Below are 18,408 nucleotides of genomic sequence, written 5' to 3'. Positions count from 1 at the left end.
TAACTGAAAAAAAACAGTTAAGCTTCGATTATTCTTTTAACGCCAGTAATTATTAGCTGCGGCTACTGTTTGGAAGTTAATGGCAATCACTTGTGAAGCAAAAGTTAAACTATCGGCATTATTGGCATAATCTTCACGTAATTTCTTTTTCACTTCAGGATCACTTTGCACATAACCTACTCCCTTACGTGACAAGGTAATTGCTAACTCAAAACCTTCTTGTGGTGTCTCAGTAATTAAAGATGGTAACCATGTATCCATTTTTATTGCCTCCCTTATTCAATCTAATTCTATTTTAGCACTGATGCTCGTTTTTATCAGGTAATTTGCTTTCATTTGACAACATCTTTCAATTTATAAAAACATTTCCTGCTCGCTCATAAAAAGGTTCTTCGATTTCAAATACATGGTTCATATAACGCGCCAAAACAAAGAATAAATCAGATAACCGATTGACAACTTTATACGCATGTAAATTAATTAAAATGCCTTCACTAATTAATTGGGTAATTTCACGCTCTGCTCGGCGCGTAACGGTTCGCGCAACATGAAAATGACTCGCTAATAAATGCCCACCTGGCAAAATAAACTTCTCAATCGGAGGTATTTTTGCATTGTAATGATCAATTAATTTTTCAATCTGCAACAAATGCTCTTGATTGACAATATATTCTCGGATTCCTTCGGGTGTGGCTAAGTCGGTACCAATATCAAATAAAAGGACTTGGAGCTCAAGGAGTTCTTTTTGAAGCGACAAAAATGGCTCGTTTAACTGCGTAATAATTTCTCCCAGCCAAGCATTCACTTCATCAATACTACCATAGGCATGCACACGCGGATCTGCTTTACTGATTCGTTGGCCGCCGATAATATTTGTTTTCCCTTTGTCGCCACTTTTTGTATAAATCTTCATTGCGTCACCTTCCTATAATCCACATTTTAATTGAACTTTACAATTCGTACAGGTACTACAGCCGCCAATTTCCCCAATTGTTCCTTCATGGCAAATTGGGCAAAGATCGCCATAATCAAGCCCGGTTGTTGCTAGCTTTATTTCTTTTTCTACCATTGGTTCGAGGGAAGTCGGTTCGTTTTTTTTGGCTTCTAATGTTAAAACTTGCGAATCCCGACTGCCATCGACATAAACCGTTCCACCTTTGGCCCCTCCGCGATACAAAGCTTCATAAATCTGTGCAACTTGCGCGACTTGATAACCTCGAGGAGCATTAACCGTTTTTGAAATAGAGCTATCAATCCAACGTTGGATGGTGCATTGAACGGCCACGTGTGCTTCTGGACTTAGTTCCATGGCTGAAATAAAGAATGGCGGTAACTGGTCTTTGGTCGTTGTTGGGTGTTCGACAAGGTATTCTTCTACAATTTCAGCATTTACTTCGATAAATTTTCCTAGGCGACCACTTCTAAAATAAGAAAAAGAAAAATATGGTTCGAGCCCGGTTGAAACACCGACCATCGTGCCTGTTGAACCAGTCGGCGCTACCGTTAGTAAGTGGGAATTTCGAATGCCATACTTTAAGACCCCTTCGCGAATTTCGATTGGCATTTTTTGCATAAAACCAGATTGAATAAATTTCTCACGTAAACGTTGCGTTTCTTCCTTTGTTTGGCCAATTAAAAATGGAAAACTGCCTTTTTCTTTGGCTAATTCGATGGAGGTTTGATAAGCCGTTATCGCCATCTTTTCAAAAATTTGATTCACAAGTGCATTACCTTCTTCTGATCCATACGTTTTTTCGCAATAAATTAGCAAGTCGGCTAAGCCCATCACGCCTAACCCTACGCGGCGTTCTCCTTTGGCTTGGTGCTCATTTTTTTCAAAGAAGTACGGTGTGGCATCAATGACGTTATCTTGAAAACGTACGCTTGTTTGGACAGCTAACTCTAACTTCGCAAAATCAACCGTCTTTGTTTTTTTATTGACCATCTTTGCTAAATTAATCGCCGCTAAATTACAAACCGCATACGGTGTTAACGGTTGTTCACCACAAGGGTTGGTTGCAACTACTTTTTGTCCATAAGCTTGGGCATTGGTCATCTCATTGGCATTATCAATAAAGAAGATACCTGGTTCCGCTGAATACGTGGCACAAAATGTAATTAAGTCCCATAATTCACGCGCTTGAATGGTTTGATAAACTTTTACGCGACGGCCACTGGCTTCCCATTGGCGAACGTCACCGCTTTCGGTCCAATTCTTATCGTAATCAGCCATTTCCTCTACTGTATACGTATCAACAGCCGGAAAACGCAAGGAGTACGTAGCATCTTCTTCAACGGCCTGCATAAATTCTTTCGTTAAACAAACCGAGATATTGGCTCCAGTTAAAAAGTCTGGCGTATTCACACTATAAGTACCGCCATCATTTAATTTTTGCTTACTTTGTCTTAAAAAATCATTCTTTATTAAGCCAAAATTTTCTTGGTATTGTATTAGTTTTTCTAACGCTTCTTTTTCACCAGCTACCAGAGGTGTAAATTGTAATTTTTCTTCAGCCAACTGCTTTATTGTCGGATTTTTTGTCGTTTTAATTAAGTAACGTAAAATTTGCGGGTTTTGCATTTTGGCAATAATAAACTCAAAAATATCTGGGTGCCAATCGGCTAACATTATCATTTGCGCCCCACGTCGGCTGCCACCTTGTTCAACCAAATGGGTTAAATTCGCTAAATCATTGAGCCAAGAAACCGCACCTGAAGATTTGCCGTTGACCCCATGAACAACGGTCGATTTCGGGCGTAACGTTGAGCCATTTGTTCCAACCCCTCCACCACGACTCATAATTTCCATGACTTCTTCTCGATGTCGTGCGATGCCACTGCGCGAATCTTCTATGTAGGGCATCACATAACAATTAAAGTAGGTGACTTCGGATTTTGTTCCAGCTCCATATAAGACTCGGCCGGCTGGAATCAGATTTTGCTCCTGTAACTGCTCATAAAAAAGAGCTTCTGCTGCCGCTACTTTTTCAGGTGTTTGTTCTTTTTGGGCAATTCCCTTTGCCACTCGGCGGGCAATTTGTTCGTAATAAAGTTCTAGCGGCTTTTCAACTTCTGAACGTTGTCGTATCACTCGGCCGGTTTGCATTTCTTGCGCTTCAATCAAAGCACTGCGAAATTCTGCTTCGACTTCAATCGTGAGTGCTTCGCCGTTGATCGCTTTGACTTGCCCAAGGCCACGTGCTGGGTATTGCGGGTCATGTCTCGTTGTTAAAACAACCAGATCATTGACTTGCAATGTTTGGTTGTGCGTATCTTTAGCGGCATAACGATCTAATAAAATCAAACGAGAAATTCCCGCAAACGTTTGTTTCATCTCACTTGTTACTGGGAAAACAGTAGGAAATTGTGCAATACTATCATTTAACTGCGCCACTTGTTGGGCAGAATACTTTTTCATCTATACCACTCCTTAGAATCCATAAACACAACATATTGTGCTAGATATAAATTATCTCACTATATATTGTGTATTTCAAGATTGATTTTATTTATTTTTATGTTAGAATAAGAATTTTTTTTGTTTACTTTTTACCTGTGAAAAGACCAACAACCTTTGACCAACAGGCAGCCTTTTAGTATGATAAAAGAGACTTTTTATTGGATTTTTGGAGGGAAAGCAATGCGTGAACAGCAATCTAGACGAAGAAAAATTATCCTTGCCCTTTTTTTAAGTGGTTTGTCAGGTTTTATTGATATTTTAGGTTTATTTGGAATTGGTGGTATGTTTTTATCTTTTATGAGTGGCAATTCAACGCGTTTGGCTTTTTATTTAGCAGAAGGAGAGTTTAAACATGCTTTGCCTTACTTATTATTAATTTTTGGTTTTGTCTTTGGTGCTTTTGCTGGTGATTTAGTTAAAAGTCGGTGGCACACTCATCAACTGCTCATTATTTTAATGATTGAAACTATTCTTGTCCTCACGAGCTTTTTTATGCTTTCTTATAATTTAACGGATGAATGGTCTTATTTGCCATTGACCGTTGCGATGGGGATTCAAAACGCCATTCAAATTGTCGTTGACCATAAAATTATCGGACGTACTTTTTTTTCAGGGGTTCTTCATTCCCTTGGCGTCTCTATTTCACAAGCTTTACAAAAAAATCGACCTTGGCGTTCCGCTGCAATTGATCTAGCAATTTGGCTAGTCGCCGTTTCTGGTGCTTTTTTAGCAGGATGGCTACAACCGAACATTCCGGTCACAACATTGCTTTTAGGTGTCTCAATCATTTTACTTTTCTTGATTTTTGTTATTATAATATTTAATAGGCGTGAAAAAGGCGATTTTATCTCTTTACGTCAAGGATAAGGGGGAAGAAAATGAAACAAATTTTTGAAGATATTTTAAAACACAATGACGCATTTGTTGCTAACAAAGAGTATTTACCCTATCAAACGGATAGTAATCCAAACAAAAAAATAGCCATTTTAACTTGTATGGATAGTCGTTTAACAGAACTATTACCTGCTGCTTTAGGCATTAAAAATGGCGATGCGAAAATTATTAAAAACGCCGGGGGCATGATTACCAGTCCAGTTGGTTCTACCATTCGTAGTTTAATTGTTTCCGTTTATGCTTTTGATATTAAACAAATTATGGTGATTGGCCACGATGATTGTGGGATGAGCAATGTTGACAACTCACCGCTCATTGAAAAAATGAAAGAACGTGGGGTTACACAATCTGATTTTGAAACTTTTGACACACCTAACTTTGATACTGCACGTTGGTTAGAAGGGTTTGCTAACGTCGATCAATCGGTTGAAAAAACGGTAGAATCGATTCGTACGCATCCACTGATTTCAAAAGACGTCGAAGTTCGCGGCTTTGTAATTAACCCACATACTGGAAAATTACGCGTGGTGGGTTAAATCAATTAAAAAAACCGACTTGATGGAAAATTTCCATCAAGTCGGTTTTTTATGCTTCAACCAACAACACAGCAAATGGCGCAAGAGTCGTTTCTTGTGTTAATGCTTGATTTTTCAACAGATCCACCTTGCCTGCAAAAATTTGTGGCAGTGGTTGTGTTTCTTGTGTAAAGTTCAAAATAAAATAAAATCCTTTGCCTGCTTTTTCACGGTAAGAAACTTCTAATGCTGTTTTTTCTGCAATTGTTGGCGTGACGGCAGCTGTTGTGCAAACATTCGTTAAAACTTTCGTGAGTGACGCTTGATCTAACTGTGCGCCGATATAATAAGTATGTCCTTCTCCAAATTTATTTATCGTTGCAAATGGTGTCGTAGCATAAAAATTATCGGTGTAAGCACCTAAACTTTGAGCAGCTTCTAAATGGATGATATCACTTACGAGTGAAGTAGTACCGATTGTTTCGTCATTAAACATAATGGTATTTCTTTGTTCAGGAGCAAGTGCATCGATTTCTTCCACCCATACACCGGCTAACTTTCTTAATGGTCCAGGGTACCCACCTAAATGAACGTTATCGGATTGATCGACAATCCCACTCATAAAGGTTGTTACAAATGTCCCTCCAGACGCCACAAAGTCTTCCAAGCGTTCGGCCATGTCTTCTTTTATCATGTATAAGACAGGGGCAACAACAACTTTATATTTTGAAAAGTCCGCATCAAAAGGAACGAAATCAACTGAAATGTTTTGATCATAAAAATAACGATAAAATTGATGGATTTGATCCACATATTTTAAATCTTTATTGGGGCCACTTGTATATTCTAGCGCCCAATAGTTATCCCAATCAAAAACAAGTGCGACATCTGAAGTTGTTTTGGCATCTAAAATTTTATCTTGCAAGGCGGCTAACTCCAGCCCAAGCTCCGCAACTTCACGAAAGACACGGGTGTTTTCAGTACCGACATGTTCAATCACTGCGCCATGAAATTTCTCACAACCACCTTTTGTACGACGCATTTGGAAGTATTGAATCGTATCTGCACCATGAGCGACGGTTTGGTAACTTTGCGCTCGTAATTGTCCTGGTTTTTTCAACGAATTATACGGCTGCCAGTTTTGTTGGCTTGGTGTCATCTCCATTAACATGAACGGTTGATCTTTTAAGCCGCGCATTAAGTCGTGTGTTAACGCAACATAGCTCCATGGCGTATTATAAGACGGGTAACTATCCCATGAGACAAGATCCATTTCTTTTGCCCACTTAAAATAATCAAGCCCTTTATAGCTCCCCATCATATTGGTTGTAATTGGGGTGCTTTGATCGAACTTGCGGATGCAATCACGCTCTAATTTGAAATTCTCTAACAAACTATCCGAAACAAAACGGCGGTAATCAATCGATAAACCAGCAAAAGCGGTTGAGTCATAACTCATCGCATCGCCTAAGACGTTTGGTACCACAATTTCATCCCATTCGTACACCGTATGACCCCAAAAGTCAAAATTCCAAGCGGCATTTAATGCTTCGATGGTTTGATATTTATTTTGCAACCAAACACGGAAAGCTTTTTCACAATTTTCACAATAACATTCGCCACCGTATTCATTGTTCACATGCCAAACCGCAACGTTAGGATTGTCGCCATATCTTTCAGCTAATTTTTCGACTAAACGAGCGACATATTTTTGATATACTAAACTATTGGGGCAAGCATTGTGACGTTGTCCAAAACGATGACGGCGGCCTTCGAAATCCACGCGCCCAACTTCAGGGTATTTTTTAAACATCCAAGCTGGTAAAGCGGCTGTTGCAGTCCCTAAAACAATCTCGTAGTTTTCTTTTGATAACATTTCTACAATTTTATCTAATTGGTCAAAATCGTAAATTTCTTCACTTGGTTGAATCTTAGCCCAGGAAAAAACATTAATCGTAGCAGAATTAATCGCTGCTTGTTTAAAAATACGCATGTCTTCTGCCCAAATTTCTTCTCCCCATTGATTTGGGTTATAATCGCCACCATAAAGCATTCTTTGAACTTCTTTCATTGTCATTTTTCATTGCCTCCTTATTTTGTCCCCTTCATTGTAAACGTTCCCTAGCAAAAAATGTATAATATGCTAAACTTAAAAGTATAAGATTACGAACTAGAAAGGATACTACGATGACGGTTTATTTCAACTTAACTTCCACACCGCTTCCCATCAGTGTTGAAAGTCTCGGTAACCAATGGTCGCAAGTGAGCCTCCAACGTATGCAAGGTTACCCACTCTATCACTGGCTTCAAACCGAGACCGGTAAAGGAGAAATTTGGATTGAAAATAAAAAAATTATTCTAGAAGAAAAAGAAGGGATTTTAATCGCCCCGTTTGTTCCACACGCCTATTACCCTTTAGGTGCTGACTGGGTGACCAACTTTATTACGTTTGAAGGCCATTTAAAAAATCATTTTAACGAGATTCTTTCAAACCAAACTTATATTTTAGCTAAAGATCAAGAGAACTTTTCTTTTTCTAAACATATTCAGCAAATGATTACGGTTTTTGAAGACGAAGCGCAACGTTTAAATTTGTCCGTACTCTGTTATCAATTTTTATTGCAATTAGGTCAAGCACAAGAACCGATTCAGGAACACCCATTATTTCAAAAATACATCGAACCTGGAATAAAAGAAATACAAACAAACTACCATGATTCTTTAACCGTCGAAGAAATTGCCCAAAAGCTATTTATTAGTTCACAATATTTTACGCGTTTGTTTAAAAAGTTTATGAATCAAAGTCCCTACCAATATTTAATTGACTTTCGCATTCGTCAAGCCAAAGAATTATTAATTAATGAACCTGACCTACCTGTCCAAACCATCGCAACAAGAGTTGGTTTTGATTCAACGAGTCAATTTATACACGTTTTTAAAAAACGGACGCAATCCACACCAAAGAAATTCCGCTCCTTGTATTAAACCTGAGTGATGCGCACAAGAATTGATCGCCAGATAAAAAAAACGTCTCAAGGAAATAACTTCCTTGAGACATATTTTTATTTTTCTAATTTTAAGAGTTGAATACCAAAAAGACGGGCCGAGTTTTGAGCTTGACTAGCAAATTTCAACTGTAATTTGCCATCAGAAACATGACGACTGCTAATAAGTAATTCTTTAGTAATGAAAGTCGACGTTGGTGAATGAGGGACTTCGATTTGATAAGTCTCCTCGCCAATTTGCACATTTATTGTTTTACTATAATCTGCCGTATGAAAAACGAGTGCCAAACGAAGGGTCTCTTCCACTGGTTGCAGCGAAAATTCATATTGGAACCACCCGTCTGCCTCGGCTATCCGATACCGTTTTCCGTGAAAATCGCCGACAAAAGAATGTTGGTAACTTAAATTTTTAGCATATTCACTATTGTTTTCATCAAAATGATGGAGTTCTTGGTAGATTTGAGCTTGTTGTTTGAGTAAGGCTTCTTTTTCCTCTTGCGCTTGTTTGGCTTCTACTGAATTTTTCATCCTCACTTTAAAATAAATCCCATATCTTTCACCGTGCATTTCATAATAAGGCGTAAATATTATTTTTTCTTCTGCACCATTTAATTTAAACGCACATAGTTTATCGGGTACTTCGATTGCTTCAAGTGATTGACTCAAATTGGCTTGCCAGTTTGGATCAGTGACCGTTAAACTATCTGCTAATAATGGGTCTTTTGTTCCTACACGCACTAAGATACCGTTTGGATTGTCCGCGTCTATGTCTGTTTTATCGAACCCACCGGCTAAAACATACGGTCCGTAAGTAAGCGCGACATAGGCTGGATTATCAGCGGTTGCGACAAATGTTAGCTGTGGCGAAAATTGGATTTCAATCGAATCAGTCAAATTTAAACGGGTCGGCAAATAAGCAAAACCCGCTTTTTCCGTAAAATCAATTTCTACGCCATTGATTGCAATCGTCGTTTGACTTGACCAAGTCGGCAGACGTAAAGCTAGCGTCATCGAGCGGCTTTCTTCCAATGGATTAAGCTTCGAAAAGGTTAACTTAGCACGGAATTTAGCGCGATCCATCTCGTGAGTCAGGATTAAATTCTCCTTTACTCGCTGCAACGTATTGGAGAAATAACTATTGACAAAAATAGTTTGGTCTTCTTCTAAATAAAAAGTATCGGCTAGTTTAGCAAAACTTTCAATCCCTGTTCCTGTGCAACACCAAAACTCATCATACGGGCGATTGTAAACCTTATTATAGCCGGCTCCCATTGGCTGAAAATACATCATCATCCCTGTTTCAGGGTTTTGTGAAGCTAAAATGGCATTAATATAAGTTTGTTCGTAATAATCTAAGTATTTCTTTTCTTTAGTTAAAAAATATAAATTTCGAGTTAACTTTAACATGTTGTGGGTATTACACGTTTCACAAGTACAATCGCCATTGCGTAATTCCGCATCAAAATAAAGTTCGTTTGGCTCATGAAAATGCTCGCTTTGGCTATTGCCTCCTGTGCAGTAAGTGTGGGTCTTTACCGTAATATCCCAAAAGCTCTTTGCCGCTTGAAAGGATTGTTCTAGTGTGGCTTGTCCTTCTTTGCTTAATTTTGCTGGCTGATTTTGCAATACTCGGTAACGGTTTAAGGCGCCAATTAATTTTGGAATCATCGTATTGGCATGTTTTCCAGCCAATACGTCTTGGTTTAAAGCTAGTTGCTCAATCAATTCGTCTTCATCAAAATAAGTGGCTGCTAACTGGTGCTCCGTTTGTTGCGTTATTTCATACAAACGATAAAGCGCATCATTCATCCCACCATATTCAATTGTCAACATTTGTTTTTTATCTGGCAACTGAACCATTCGGCGATAAATATAATCACCAAATTGTGTTGCCACTTGTAAGGCTTGTTGGCTAAGCGTTTCATCTGCTTCTGCTAAATATTCATGCACATCGAGTAACCCGGCCAAAATTTTGTGTAGGTTATACCAAGGAACTAAAACATTTTCTTTTTCTGCTGGTGTAACCGCCTTGCCCTCGACTTCATCTAAAGCTGCTTCACGAAAAGCAGAAATATAACCGGCACTAGCTGGATAGCGCTGTGCATAATGCTTTTGAGCCGTTGCAAGTCCTGCAACCGCCGTTTTTAAAGAAGCTAGTAATTGCGCTTTGGGGCTTGCTTTTTTTTCAGCTTGGTAAGCCAGTGCGCTAGCCGAAAGAAAGTGCCCAAAAAAATGGCCACGAAAATTAATCGCATCGCTTCTTTCCCAACCACCATATCCTTCGGTTGTTAACGGTTCTAATTCGGCTACTTTATAAATTTCGTATAAAAAACGTTTGGCGTCTAGACTTAATAAGTACGTAACTAAACCCTCTTGGGCTCTTTTAACGTATGGGTCAGTAATGTGAATTTCATTTGTCTGAATGGCTTGCATTTTTTGAACTCCTCAACTTTTTTCTCTTTTTTAACGATACCTCGTCCAAACTTGCATCTCTCCAACACTTCGATTGTAACGGGCAAAAAATGGAATGGCCGTTACGACTTGTGTTTGTGTCGTTGGTTGATGATACGTATACAAATCTTGATCAAGCGCGACTTCTCTTAGCGCGAGACTCTTTAGTAAAACCATGTCGGCTAATTTATTAGTTGTTTCTTCTTTGACTACTTCGAATTCCTCCGCCGACCAAGTCAATTGCCATAAGTGAGGGCCATTGTCTTCTTCTTCTAAACAATAAACAAGCGGTCCTCTGGTTAACGCTGCTTTGCCTATATCGGCTTTCACAAGTGGGTTCGCATACGTCAAACGTGCAGTTAATTCAAAGGTACACACCCAGTGATCACCTGTTTGCATGGCTTCGTGAAAAATGAGATAGCCTTGATTGATGGTAAAATCTAACCCTTCTCTTTGTCGTTGACCATTTTTAAATACTGAAAAACGCGCGCTCCATTTCGGTAGACGAATGGCTAATTGTTTATTTTCTGGTGCTTGTTTCACTTGAATCTCGACTTGTCCTTCAAAAGGTAAATTTGCTTGCACCGTTATTTCGGCGTCTTCAGTAAACATTTCGATATAATTCGCCCCGATAAATTGATCTAAATAAAAAATTTCGTTTTCAACATGCGCAAGATAATGATTCAACGATAATAATAAACGAGCAAGATTCGGTGGGCAGCACGCACAAGCATGCCATTTCGGTCTAGCGGCATCGGTTAAATGATGTGGGCCTTTTTCTAAAACATTCGAATAATAAAAACTTTTGCCATCAAGCGCCATTGCCCCCAATGTATTATTATAAAGTGCTCGTTCGATAACTTCTGCATAGTGGCTGTCAGAGTGAAGCGCCAACATTTTACGTGCCCAAAAGATGAGTGAAATACCCGCACACGTTTCACAATAGTTCGTATCATTCGGCAAATCATAATCATGCGTAAACCCTTCATTGCGCCATGTTTGACCCAAACCACCGGTCAGATACATTTGCTTTGTCGTGGCATTATCAAACAAACGCATTGCCGCATTTTTTAAGGTAGGATCGTTTTCTAAGGCAGCTAAATCAGCGAGTGCGGTATATAAATAACAAGCTCGAACCGCGTGCCCTTCTACTACGGTTTGATCAATTAAACGTTTCGTTGCGACATAATAAGAAACATCTTCTGAATGAGTAAACTCTGGAACGACAAAACCATCATGCATAATATCAATCCATGAAGGAACGTGGTTTGCAATTCGCTCCTTTGTTTCTGTTACAAAAAAGCTCGGTTGTTGCCCTCTTTCTAAAATAAAATATTTTGCTAATTCTAAATACGCTGCTTTTTTTGTTAAATGATACAGACGTAATAAAGCCAATTCAATTTCAGGATGTCCTGGAAAAGCAAGCGGTTGACCGTAACCAAAACGTGCAGTTAAAAGATCGGCGGCTTTGGTGATGATGGTTAAAATCGGTTGCTTTTTCGTCACTTCATAATACGCTACCCCTGCCTCAATTAAGTGGCCAAAACAATAAAGCTCATGATTATCCGTTAAATTCGTCCATTTTAATGCGGGTTTAAAAATTTGAAAATACGTATTTAAATACCCATCTGACATTTGTGCTGCACCAATTAAATCAATCGTTTCATCCGCCAACGCCTCTAACGCCGGATCGGGTTGAATTGCTAATGAGTAAGCAACCGCCTCTAGCCATTTATACACATCGGTATCTTGAAATACCATCCCGTAAAACTCACCTTTTTGTTTTCCAGCCGCAATTTTAAAATTATTTATAGCCCCTGATTTTGGCGCCTCGGCTACTTCATCATTTAAGACTTGCCACTGAAAAGGTAACATTTGTGTTTGAACTTTTTTTATTTGGGCATTCCAAAATGCATCCTCAATTTGTACTTGCATGTCTTTTCCCCTCCCTTTTCTTCTATTATAAAAAAACAAACTTTCTTTGTCGTTAGAAGGAAAATGGAAAAGGTGGACAAAAGCTAGATTCTATTTTTTACATTTGGTTAATTTGCCCTTTCTCTTGGCGATAAGCACGCGGGGACTTCCCGTATTGTTTTGAAAAGACACGTGAAAAATACTTACTATCTTCAAAACCGCAAGCATTAGAAACGGCTTCAATTGAATCGACACTCGTCAGCAATTGTTGTCTAGCCGCTTCCAATCGAATGCCTATAAGATAACTCGTCATCGATTGCCCCACTTCTTTTGCAAACAAATGTGATAAATAAGCCTGATTATAGCCAAAATAATTAGCGACAGCCGACACCGACAATGTGTTTTGATAATTGGATTGCAAGAAATTCTTTACGTGCTCAATTAAATAGTGGGTGGTTGTTTTAGGCATCGCTAAAGCGCGTTGTTTTTCATTGATACTTAATAAAAGAGTCCGCGCATAGGCATTTAACAATGGATTGTCCGCATAAGCTTGTTGCTTTACCGTTTGGAGTTGTTGGAGTAGTGCGATTTCGTTGTCCATTAACAACTCTTGACTTGCTAATGGTAAACACCAAGTTGCTCGCTTGTCTAAAGAAGAGACCGTTTTTAAATTAGTGGTTGAAAAATGCAACCAGTAAAAACGGACTTGCGCGCTTTTTTTCCGACCAAAAAAATGCGCTTTTGGTGGAATGATTAACAACATACCCGGAACTAAATCAACCGCTTTTCCTTCAATTTCTAAATGCATCACGCCTTCTACCCCAATCATCAACTCATAATCAGGATTGCGGCGTTCTTCGTGTTGCCAAAGTTCTTTTGATTGGAAGAAACCACACCAATGAAAGGTGATTTGCACGTCTTCTCCAACTAAATAATGTGTCAACATAAAAGTCCTACTTTCTTTGCCTTTTAAACGTTTTTTCTTCATCATCATTGTTTCTTTTTATTTTAACTTAAAGATTGCATTTCAACCTTACTTTGGTAAGATAAATGAGTACCTACTTAAAACAAAGGAGCGTGTACCATTTGAAACATAGCCCCATTATCCAAGCAAATCTCGATAAACGTACAACTAAAAAAGAAAAAATTGCTTATCTCATGTATGCTTATAAAGAGTGGTTAATTGGACTTTTGATTGGACTTTTTATAATCATTGTCTTTAGTTATTCGATGTTAACCAATCAAACACCCGATCTAAATATCCGAATTATTAGCGACCAACCTTTAACTATTGAAACCATCGAAAACATCACGGCTGATATTCAAGACAAGCTTGATGAGGAACTTTTGATCGACGTTCAAAATTACCAAGTCAACAATATGGATCACAAACAGGTCCTCATGGCTCAAATGGCCGCAAAAGAAGTGGACTTATTTATTTTGCCAAACAAGGCAAGTAGTGAGGCAAATGCCATGGTTGGTGAAATGAGCGAAGGACAAATAACTTTTCCTTTAGACGATTCTTACACGATTTACCAAGCCATTCACGCACCACACGAAGCGGTTATTTCCTCTCTTCACGAAAACAGTCCTGTCAAATAACGACGAACAACCATTAAAAAATGGCATTTGCTTAAAGGCAAGTGCCATTTTTTATCGTCTAAGCCTGTTTATTGCACCGCTTCTTCTTTAATGTATTGTTTAAATACTTGATTCATTAAAATACTAAGCACAAATGAAACAAAGGCAAAACCACCTAAAATAAATAATAAGCCATAACCCGTTAATTTCGGGTAAAAAAAGATAATGATAAAGGTACAACCAATCAGTAGCAATGCTAAAAGCGTCGTAAAAAAGTGCCGGATAGCCATTAAGAACGCGGTTTTCAACGTTGCTTGAATGGTATTTTCAAATTTTGCCTGTAAATAAAAAAGATACACTATCATCATTGAAAACAAAAAGAATGCGACATAAAAAATTAGTCGTAAAAAAGAAGCCAAGTTAGCCACGACCATATTTTCAATGACAATGTGCCACGCAAAAAACACGGCACCCATACTAAAAACACCCCCCCATAAAATTGTTGCTTGTTTTAAATTTTGTTTGAATGATTTTATAAAGCTAGCCAAAATAGCTGGTTGTTTGTTTTCAACAATTTGTAAGGTCACAAAATTCAGTGCGGTTAACGAGGCACCAAAAGTAACAATTGGAAGTGAAAAAGCTAAAAACAACAAATTAACCAACATTAAATCGGCGATATGAGTTAAAAATTTTGCTGCTGGTGAATTTAAATCAAAAAATTTCATTGTGCCACTCCCTGCCATTCCAATAAAATAACCGAGCAAAGCAAGTTTAATTCCTTACGACAAAATTGAATAGGGGATCGTCAGGTTTCATCTTGTTTGCTCGGTTTTTATTTACTCAAATGATTTCTATTTAGATCCCATTTGATTGTACCTTATTTTAAGCCTTGTTGCTGTACAAATGCGTCCATGTCAGCTTGTAATGAAGCAAGTACTTCTTCATAGCCTGCTGTTTTTAATTCTTCACGCATTTTATCAATTTCTGCGGATGGGTCTGCAAATTTACCGGCTTGTAATTGTGGCATATACGTCGATAAAACACTTGCCATGGCCGATTGACTCGATTCAATTGTATCTTTATTAAAGATTAAGTTTTCAAATTCATAGTTATGTGAAATTTCATCTAAAGCAGCATAAATTTCCGCTTTATTTGGTGCATCGGTTGCTTTATCAAGTTCAAATTTATCCATACGACCTGCCCAGAAATTTGAACCAAGACCGTCCGTCGAAGGATCATAACCTTCTGGGTAGTCTAATTTCCCATCTTCTGTCACTACATAGTCAACCTCTTCAATCCCGTAGTTGATTAAACGGTAGCATTCTTCGTCGTTACGTAACAAGTCATAAACTTGTAAAGCAACTTCTGGATTTTTAGAAGAAGCACTGATTGCCATCGCACCATGTGTTTTTAAGTCACGTGCAATGTTGTTATTTTCTTGACCATAGTAATACATTTTCACATCTGAACCGGGTTGTTTTGTGCCCATGTTGTAAACGATTTGTGATAAGAATGTTTGTGTATGGTGTTGATCAACAGCTGCTTGGCCATTATAGAATAAGTCACGAGAATCGCCTGTAAAGTTCAAGACGTCCTCCCGCCAAACACCCATGTCGTTCCATTTTTTCGCTTCAGCTGCTGCTTTTTTCAATGCATCGCCTTCCATTAAATAAGAAGTAATCTTATAAGGTTCGCTCGCGGTTGTTTGCCACATTTCGTAGTTCCCAACGTTCACACCAATCAACGTGCGGTAATCGTAATTGCCTTTGACATAAGCATCGATTGCACCGGCTGGATTATTCGTTTCCCAAGGAACCACGTCTTCTTTATTTGCTAAAACATATTCAAAATACTTCGTTAAATCATCAAATTTCGTCACTTCACCATTGGCTAGGCCTGCTTCTTTCGCCCAATCACCACGGTAGAAGAAACCATGGTTTGTATATTGTGTATAACTATCTTCTGGTACAAAATAAATATTGCCATCTTCTAATTTAGTTAAATCCCAGTTTCCATCAGCCGATACTTGTTCCCACGTTTTCGGAGCATTTTCTTTTAAAATTTCTTCGGTTAATGGTAAGAAGGCACCTTTTTGGGCGTTTTCCCAGCCGTAGAGCCAGTCAGTTGCCGTTGTAATTAAGTCAACAGAACCATCGCCACTTAATAACTCCACATTGTATTGTGTTTGCCAATCTGCCCATTCAACATAGTGTAAATCTAGTGTTGCATTGACTTTATCCGTTAATTTTTCATTTAAAACGTCTAACATATTTTCTAAACGACCATTTGTTGGTTTATCACCTAAAACCAACATCGTGACGTTCGTTGGTTTCCCTTTGCCACTCGCTTTCCCACCGCCAGAACCATCTGTTGTGCCGCCGCTTGAACAACCTGCCAAAGCGGTTGCTGCTAACCCCGTTAGTAGTAACCCCGTTGTCGCTTTTTTGATTAATTTTCTTTTCATTCTTGTACCCTCCTAAAAATGATATATAAATTAAATCTTTACTAACCTTTTACTGCCCCAACTGTAATTCCTGAAATAAAATATTTCTGTACAAAGGGGTATAAGAAAATAATTGGACCGGTTGCGACTACTGCTGTTGCCATTTTTAACGTATTTGATGGTAATTGGGTCACCGTTACGTTTGCACCTGCAACAGAATTTCGTAGAGCATTGGCAGTATTAATAATATTATATAAATAATATTGTAGTGGCTTGTAAGTCACGGTTGAACCTAAATATAACGAAGACAAGTACCATTCATTCCAGTAACCTAATGCTAAAAATAAACCAACCGTTGCTAAAGCGGGTTTTAACATTGGTAACACTAATTGATAGAAAATGCGGAAATCGCCTGCGCCATCAATCTTACCGGACTCGACAATCTCAAACGGAATCGACTTGGCAAAATTCTTCATTAAAATAATTAACCACGGCGACATAAGTAACTGAAGTAACACGGCCAAATAACTGCCTTTTAGGCCTAAGTAGCGTGAAATCCAAATGTAACTCGGGGCCATTCCGGCTGAAAACAAGGTTGTGAAATAGATGAAAAATGATAAACTATCGCGAAAATGAAAATCTTTTCTTTGTAAAGCATAACCGGTCATCGCAATAATAAACAAGCCCGTCACGGTTCCAATAACGGTAAGGGCAATGGTCACCCCATATGAACCTAAAATCATTTTAGGGAAACGAAAAACATAACTATACGCATCTAGCGTGAAGCCCTTTGGCAATAGTCCAAAACCTTCTTTTGCAATAATCGCCTCGCTACTAAATGAGGCAGAAATAATTAAGACAAACGGCAAGGCACATAGTAACGTAAACAAAATAACGGACGTATACGAGATTATTTTTAAAATTTTACCTGAAGTGTCCGTTTTGACCTTTTGGTTGCTTTTATTTTTTGTCGTGGTCGCAGTCTTGTTTGACTCGACGTTTAAATTGTTTGTAATTTTTGTTTTCTCCATGTCTTTTGGCCTCCTAAAATAGTGCGTAGTCTTTATTTATTTTACGAACTACCCAGTTACTAATCATCACTAAAGCAAAACCAAATAATGATTGGTAAAGCCCAACTGCGGTCGACGCGGTAAAGTTATTTTGTGACATCATCATACGATAAACAGACGTTTCAATAATATCAGTCGTTGCGTAAAGCTGAGAGTTATTTCCAATTAAGTTCCAGAAAAGGCCAAAATTTCCTCGCATGATGCCGCCTAGTGAAAATAAGAGTAAAATGACAAATGTTGGTTTTAAATTTGGTAAGATCACATAACGAATACGTTGCCAACTCGTTGCTCCATCTACTTGGGCTGCTTCAATCATACTCTTATCAATTCCCATAATTGCCGCAAAGTAAACAATCGAACCATAACCGGTTGACTGCCATAATTGACAGAAGATAATGATAAATGGCCAAGCACCTGCCATACTATAAATTTTTAAAGGATTCCCGCCTGCTTCACGGATAATGGTGTTTAAAACACCCGTATCATAATTTAAAATGTTAAAAGCAATTGCTCCAATTAAAACAGCAGAAATAAAATAAGGTAAGAACATTAATGTTTGTGACACTTTTTTGAAGTATTTATTATGAATTTCGTTTAACATCAAGGCAATCGTAATTTGCAAAATATTCCCCAAACCAATAAAAGCGATATTGTATAAAATCGTATTGCGGGTTAAATTCCAAAGTTGACCAGATTTAATCAAAAATTCAAAATTTTTCAACCCAACAAAAGGACTACCAAAAATGCCATCGCGAAAGTTAAAATTAGTAAAGGCGATGTAATTTCCTGGCATTGGGGCATAGGCAAAAACTAAAAAGAAAATAATTGCGGGAATACACATTAAAATCAAAACACGATTTTCTTTTATCTTTGTAACAAAAGGCTTCTTCTTTCTGCTATTTCCTTGTTTGTCACTTTTGGAAAAGGCTGCTTCCTTAGTTATCTCCATCTTCCTTCTTCCTTCCTACTTTTAATTCAATTAGAACAACATTAATAAATTATGTGGAAACCGTTTACAATACGTGGTTTAAATAAAAACAGAACTGATTTAAAGGTTTCTCCATATATAAAAACC

The 18,408-nt window shown here is 38.2% G+C and carries 15 protein-coding genes; 4 read left to right on the top strand and 11 right to left on the bottom strand.

The window, feature by feature from the left end; translation table 11 throughout:
• Nucleotides 1–36: 36 nt before the first annotated feature.
• The 3 genes from JOD14_RS01955 to JOD14_RS01945 all read right to left on the bottom strand — a co-directional run bounded on the left by JOD14_RS01955 (nucleotide 37) and on the right by JOD14_RS01945 (nucleotide 3,418).
• The gene (locus tag JOD14_RS01955) at nucleotides 37–261 is read right to left on the bottom strand and encodes a hexameric tyrosine-coordinated heme protein (protein ID WP_204653009.1); all 225 of its coding nucleotides are present in this window, start codon (nucleotides 259–261) and stop codon (nucleotides 37–39) included.
• Nucleotides 262–349: 88 nt separating this feature from the next.
• Nucleotides 350–913: a cob(I)yrinic acid a,c-diamide adenosyltransferase gene (locus JOD14_RS01950; RefSeq protein WP_204653008.1), complete on the bottom strand. Its 564-nt coding sequence runs from the start codon at nucleotides 911–913 to the stop codon at nucleotides 350–352.
• A 12-nt stretch (nucleotides 914–925) separates the two neighbouring features.
• Nucleotides 926–3,418: a vitamin B12-dependent ribonucleotide reductase gene (locus tag JOD14_RS01945; protein WP_204653007.1), complete on the bottom strand. Its 2,493-nt coding sequence runs from the start codon at nucleotides 3,416–3,418 to the stop codon at nucleotides 926–928.
• Between the two features lie 222 nt (nucleotides 3,419–3,640).
• Between JOD14_RS01945 and JOD14_RS01940 the strand changes: the two genes are divergently transcribed.
• Complete coding sequence (locus JOD14_RS01940) at nucleotides 3,641–4,327, top strand: YoaK family protein (RefSeq protein ID WP_204653006.1); 687 nt, start codon at nucleotides 3,641–3,643, stop codon at nucleotides 4,325–4,327.
• Between the two features lie 11 nt (nucleotides 4,328–4,338).
• Complete coding sequence (locus JOD14_RS01935) at nucleotides 4,339–4,890, top strand: beta-class carbonic anhydrase (protein WP_239576042.1); 552 nt, start codon at nucleotides 4,339–4,341, stop codon at nucleotides 4,888–4,890.
• 49 nt (nucleotides 4,891–4,939) lie between these two features.
• Here JOD14_RS01935 and JOD14_RS01930 read toward each other — a convergent pair whose 3' ends face one another.
• Nucleotides 4,940–6,940: a beta-galactosidase gene (locus JOD14_RS01930; protein WP_204653061.1), complete on the bottom strand. Its 2,001-nt coding sequence runs from the start codon at nucleotides 6,938–6,940 to the stop codon at nucleotides 4,940–4,942.
• A gap of 116 nt (nucleotides 6,941–7,056) precedes the next feature.
• Here JOD14_RS01930 and JOD14_RS01925 point away from each other — a divergent pair, with 116 nt between their 5' ends.
• A complete protein-coding gene (locus tag JOD14_RS01925; RefSeq protein ID WP_204653005.1) occupies nucleotides 7,057–7,854 on the top strand; it encodes an AraC family transcriptional regulator in 798 nt (265 codons plus the stop codon).
• Between the two features lie 77 nt (nucleotides 7,855–7,931).
• Here JOD14_RS01925 and JOD14_RS01920 read toward each other — a convergent pair whose 3' ends face one another.
• From JOD14_RS01920 to JOD14_RS01910, 3 genes are all read right to left on the bottom strand, one after another.
• On the bottom strand, nucleotides 7,932–10,307 hold the full coding sequence (locus tag JOD14_RS01920) for a glycoside hydrolase family 127 protein (protein WP_204653004.1): 2,376 nt from the start codon (nucleotides 10,305–10,307) through the stop codon (nucleotides 7,932–7,934).
• A 30-nt stretch (nucleotides 10,308–10,337) separates the two neighbouring features.
• Nucleotides 10,338–12,260 carry a glycoside hydrolase family 127 protein gene (locus tag JOD14_RS01915; RefSeq protein ID WP_204653003.1) on the bottom strand — a complete coding sequence of 641 codons (1,923 nt, stop codon included), beginning with the start codon at nucleotides 12,258–12,260 and terminating at the stop codon, nucleotides 10,338–10,340.
• Between the two features lie 97 nt (nucleotides 12,261–12,357).
• Nucleotides 12,358–13,185 carry a helix-turn-helix transcriptional regulator gene (locus JOD14_RS01910; protein ID WP_204653002.1) on the bottom strand — a complete coding sequence of 276 codons (828 nt, stop codon included), beginning with the start codon at nucleotides 13,183–13,185 and terminating at the stop codon, nucleotides 12,358–12,360.
• Between the two features lie 131 nt (nucleotides 13,186–13,316).
• Between JOD14_RS01910 and JOD14_RS01905 the strand changes: the two genes are divergently transcribed.
• Nucleotides 13,317–13,841, top strand: coding sequence for a hypothetical protein (locus JOD14_RS01905; RefSeq protein WP_204653001.1), 525 nt, complete (start codon nucleotides 13,317–13,319; stop codon nucleotides 13,839–13,841).
• A 68-nt stretch (nucleotides 13,842–13,909) separates the two neighbouring features.
• Here the strand turns inward: JOD14_RS01905 and JOD14_RS01900 are convergent, their stop codons facing one another.
• The 4 genes from JOD14_RS01900 to JOD14_RS01885 form a co-directional block, all read right to left on the bottom strand.
• On the bottom strand, nucleotides 13,910–14,545 hold the full coding sequence (locus JOD14_RS01900; RefSeq protein ID WP_204653000.1) for a YesL family protein: 636 nt from the start codon (nucleotides 14,543–14,545) through the stop codon (nucleotides 13,910–13,912).
• Between the two features lie 152 nt (nucleotides 14,546–14,697).
• Nucleotides 14,698–16,284 carry a DUF3502 domain-containing protein gene (locus JOD14_RS01895; protein ID WP_204652999.1) on the bottom strand — a complete coding sequence of 529 codons (1,587 nt, stop codon included), beginning with the start codon at nucleotides 16,282–16,284 and terminating at the stop codon, nucleotides 14,698–14,700.
• 41 nt (nucleotides 16,285–16,325) lie between these two features.
• Nucleotides 16,326–17,294 (bottom strand): carbohydrate ABC transporter permease, encoded by a 969-nt coding sequence (locus JOD14_RS01890; protein WP_204652998.1) that lies wholly within the window; start codon nucleotides 17,292–17,294, stop codon nucleotides 16,326–16,328.
• A 13-nt stretch (nucleotides 17,295–17,307) separates the two neighbouring features.
• On the bottom strand, nucleotides 17,308–18,282 hold the full coding sequence (locus JOD14_RS01885) for an ABC transporter permease (protein WP_204652997.1): 975 nt from the start codon (nucleotides 18,280–18,282) through the stop codon (nucleotides 17,308–17,310).
• Between the last annotated feature and the right edge of the window lie 126 nt (nucleotides 18,283–18,408).

Source organism: Enterococcus lemanii, assembly GCF_016909125.1.
Lineage (GTDB): Bacteria > Bacillota > Bacilli > Lactobacillales > Enterococcaceae > Enterococcus_I > Enterococcus_I lemanii.
Note: the sequence above shows the minus strand (reverse complement) of the source record. Positions and strands in the feature narration are given on the sequence as shown.

Coding starts and splice junctions, on each gene's coding strand:
- JOD14_RS01945 (WP_204653007.1), bottom strand. CDS start 3,418: ATGAAAAAGTATTCTGCCCAACAAGTGGCGCAGTTAAATGATAGTATT.
- JOD14_RS01930 (WP_204653061.1), bottom strand. CDS start 6,940: ATGAAAGAAGTTCAAAGAATGCTTTATGGTGGCGATTATAACCCAAAT.
- JOD14_RS01935 (WP_239576042.1), top strand. CDS start 4,339: ATGAAACAAATTTTTGAAGATATTTTAAAACACAATGACGCATTTGTT.
- JOD14_RS01955 (WP_204653009.1), bottom strand. CDS start 261: ATGGATACATGGTTACCATCTTTAATTACTGAGACACCACAAGAAGGT.
- JOD14_RS01920 (WP_204653004.1), bottom strand. CDS start 10,307: ATGCAAGCCATTCAGACAAATGAAATTCACATTACTGACCCATACGTT.
- JOD14_RS01910 (WP_204653002.1), bottom strand. CDS start 13,185: ATGTTGACACATTATTTAGTTGGAGAAGACGTGCAAATCACCTTTCAT.
- JOD14_RS01890 (WP_204652998.1), bottom strand. CDS start 17,294: ATGGAGAAAACAAAAATTACAAACAATTTAAACGTCGAGTCAAACAAG.
- JOD14_RS01895 (WP_204652999.1), bottom strand. CDS start 16,284: ATGAAAAGAAAATTAATCAAAAAAGCGACAACGGGGTTACTACTAACG.
- JOD14_RS01900 (WP_204653000.1), bottom strand. CDS start 14,545: ATGAAATTTTTTGATTTAAATTCACCAGCAGCAAAATTTTTAACTCAT.
- JOD14_RS01915 (WP_204653003.1), bottom strand. CDS start 12,260: ATGCAAGTACAAATTGAGGATGCATTTTGGAATGCCCAAATAAAAAAA.
- JOD14_RS01950 (WP_204653008.1), bottom strand. CDS start 913: ATGAAGATTTATACAAAAAGTGGCGACAAAGGGAAAACAAATATTATC.
- JOD14_RS01885 (WP_204652997.1), bottom strand. CDS start 18,282: ATGGAGATAACTAAGGAAGCAGCCTTTTCCAAAAGTGACAAACAAGGA.
- JOD14_RS01925 (WP_204653005.1), top strand. CDS start 7,057: ATGACGGTTTATTTCAACTTAACTTCCACACCGCTTCCCATCAGTGTT.
- JOD14_RS01940 (WP_204653006.1), top strand. CDS start 3,641: ATGCGTGAACAGCAATCTAGACGAAGAAAAATTATCCTTGCCCTTTTT.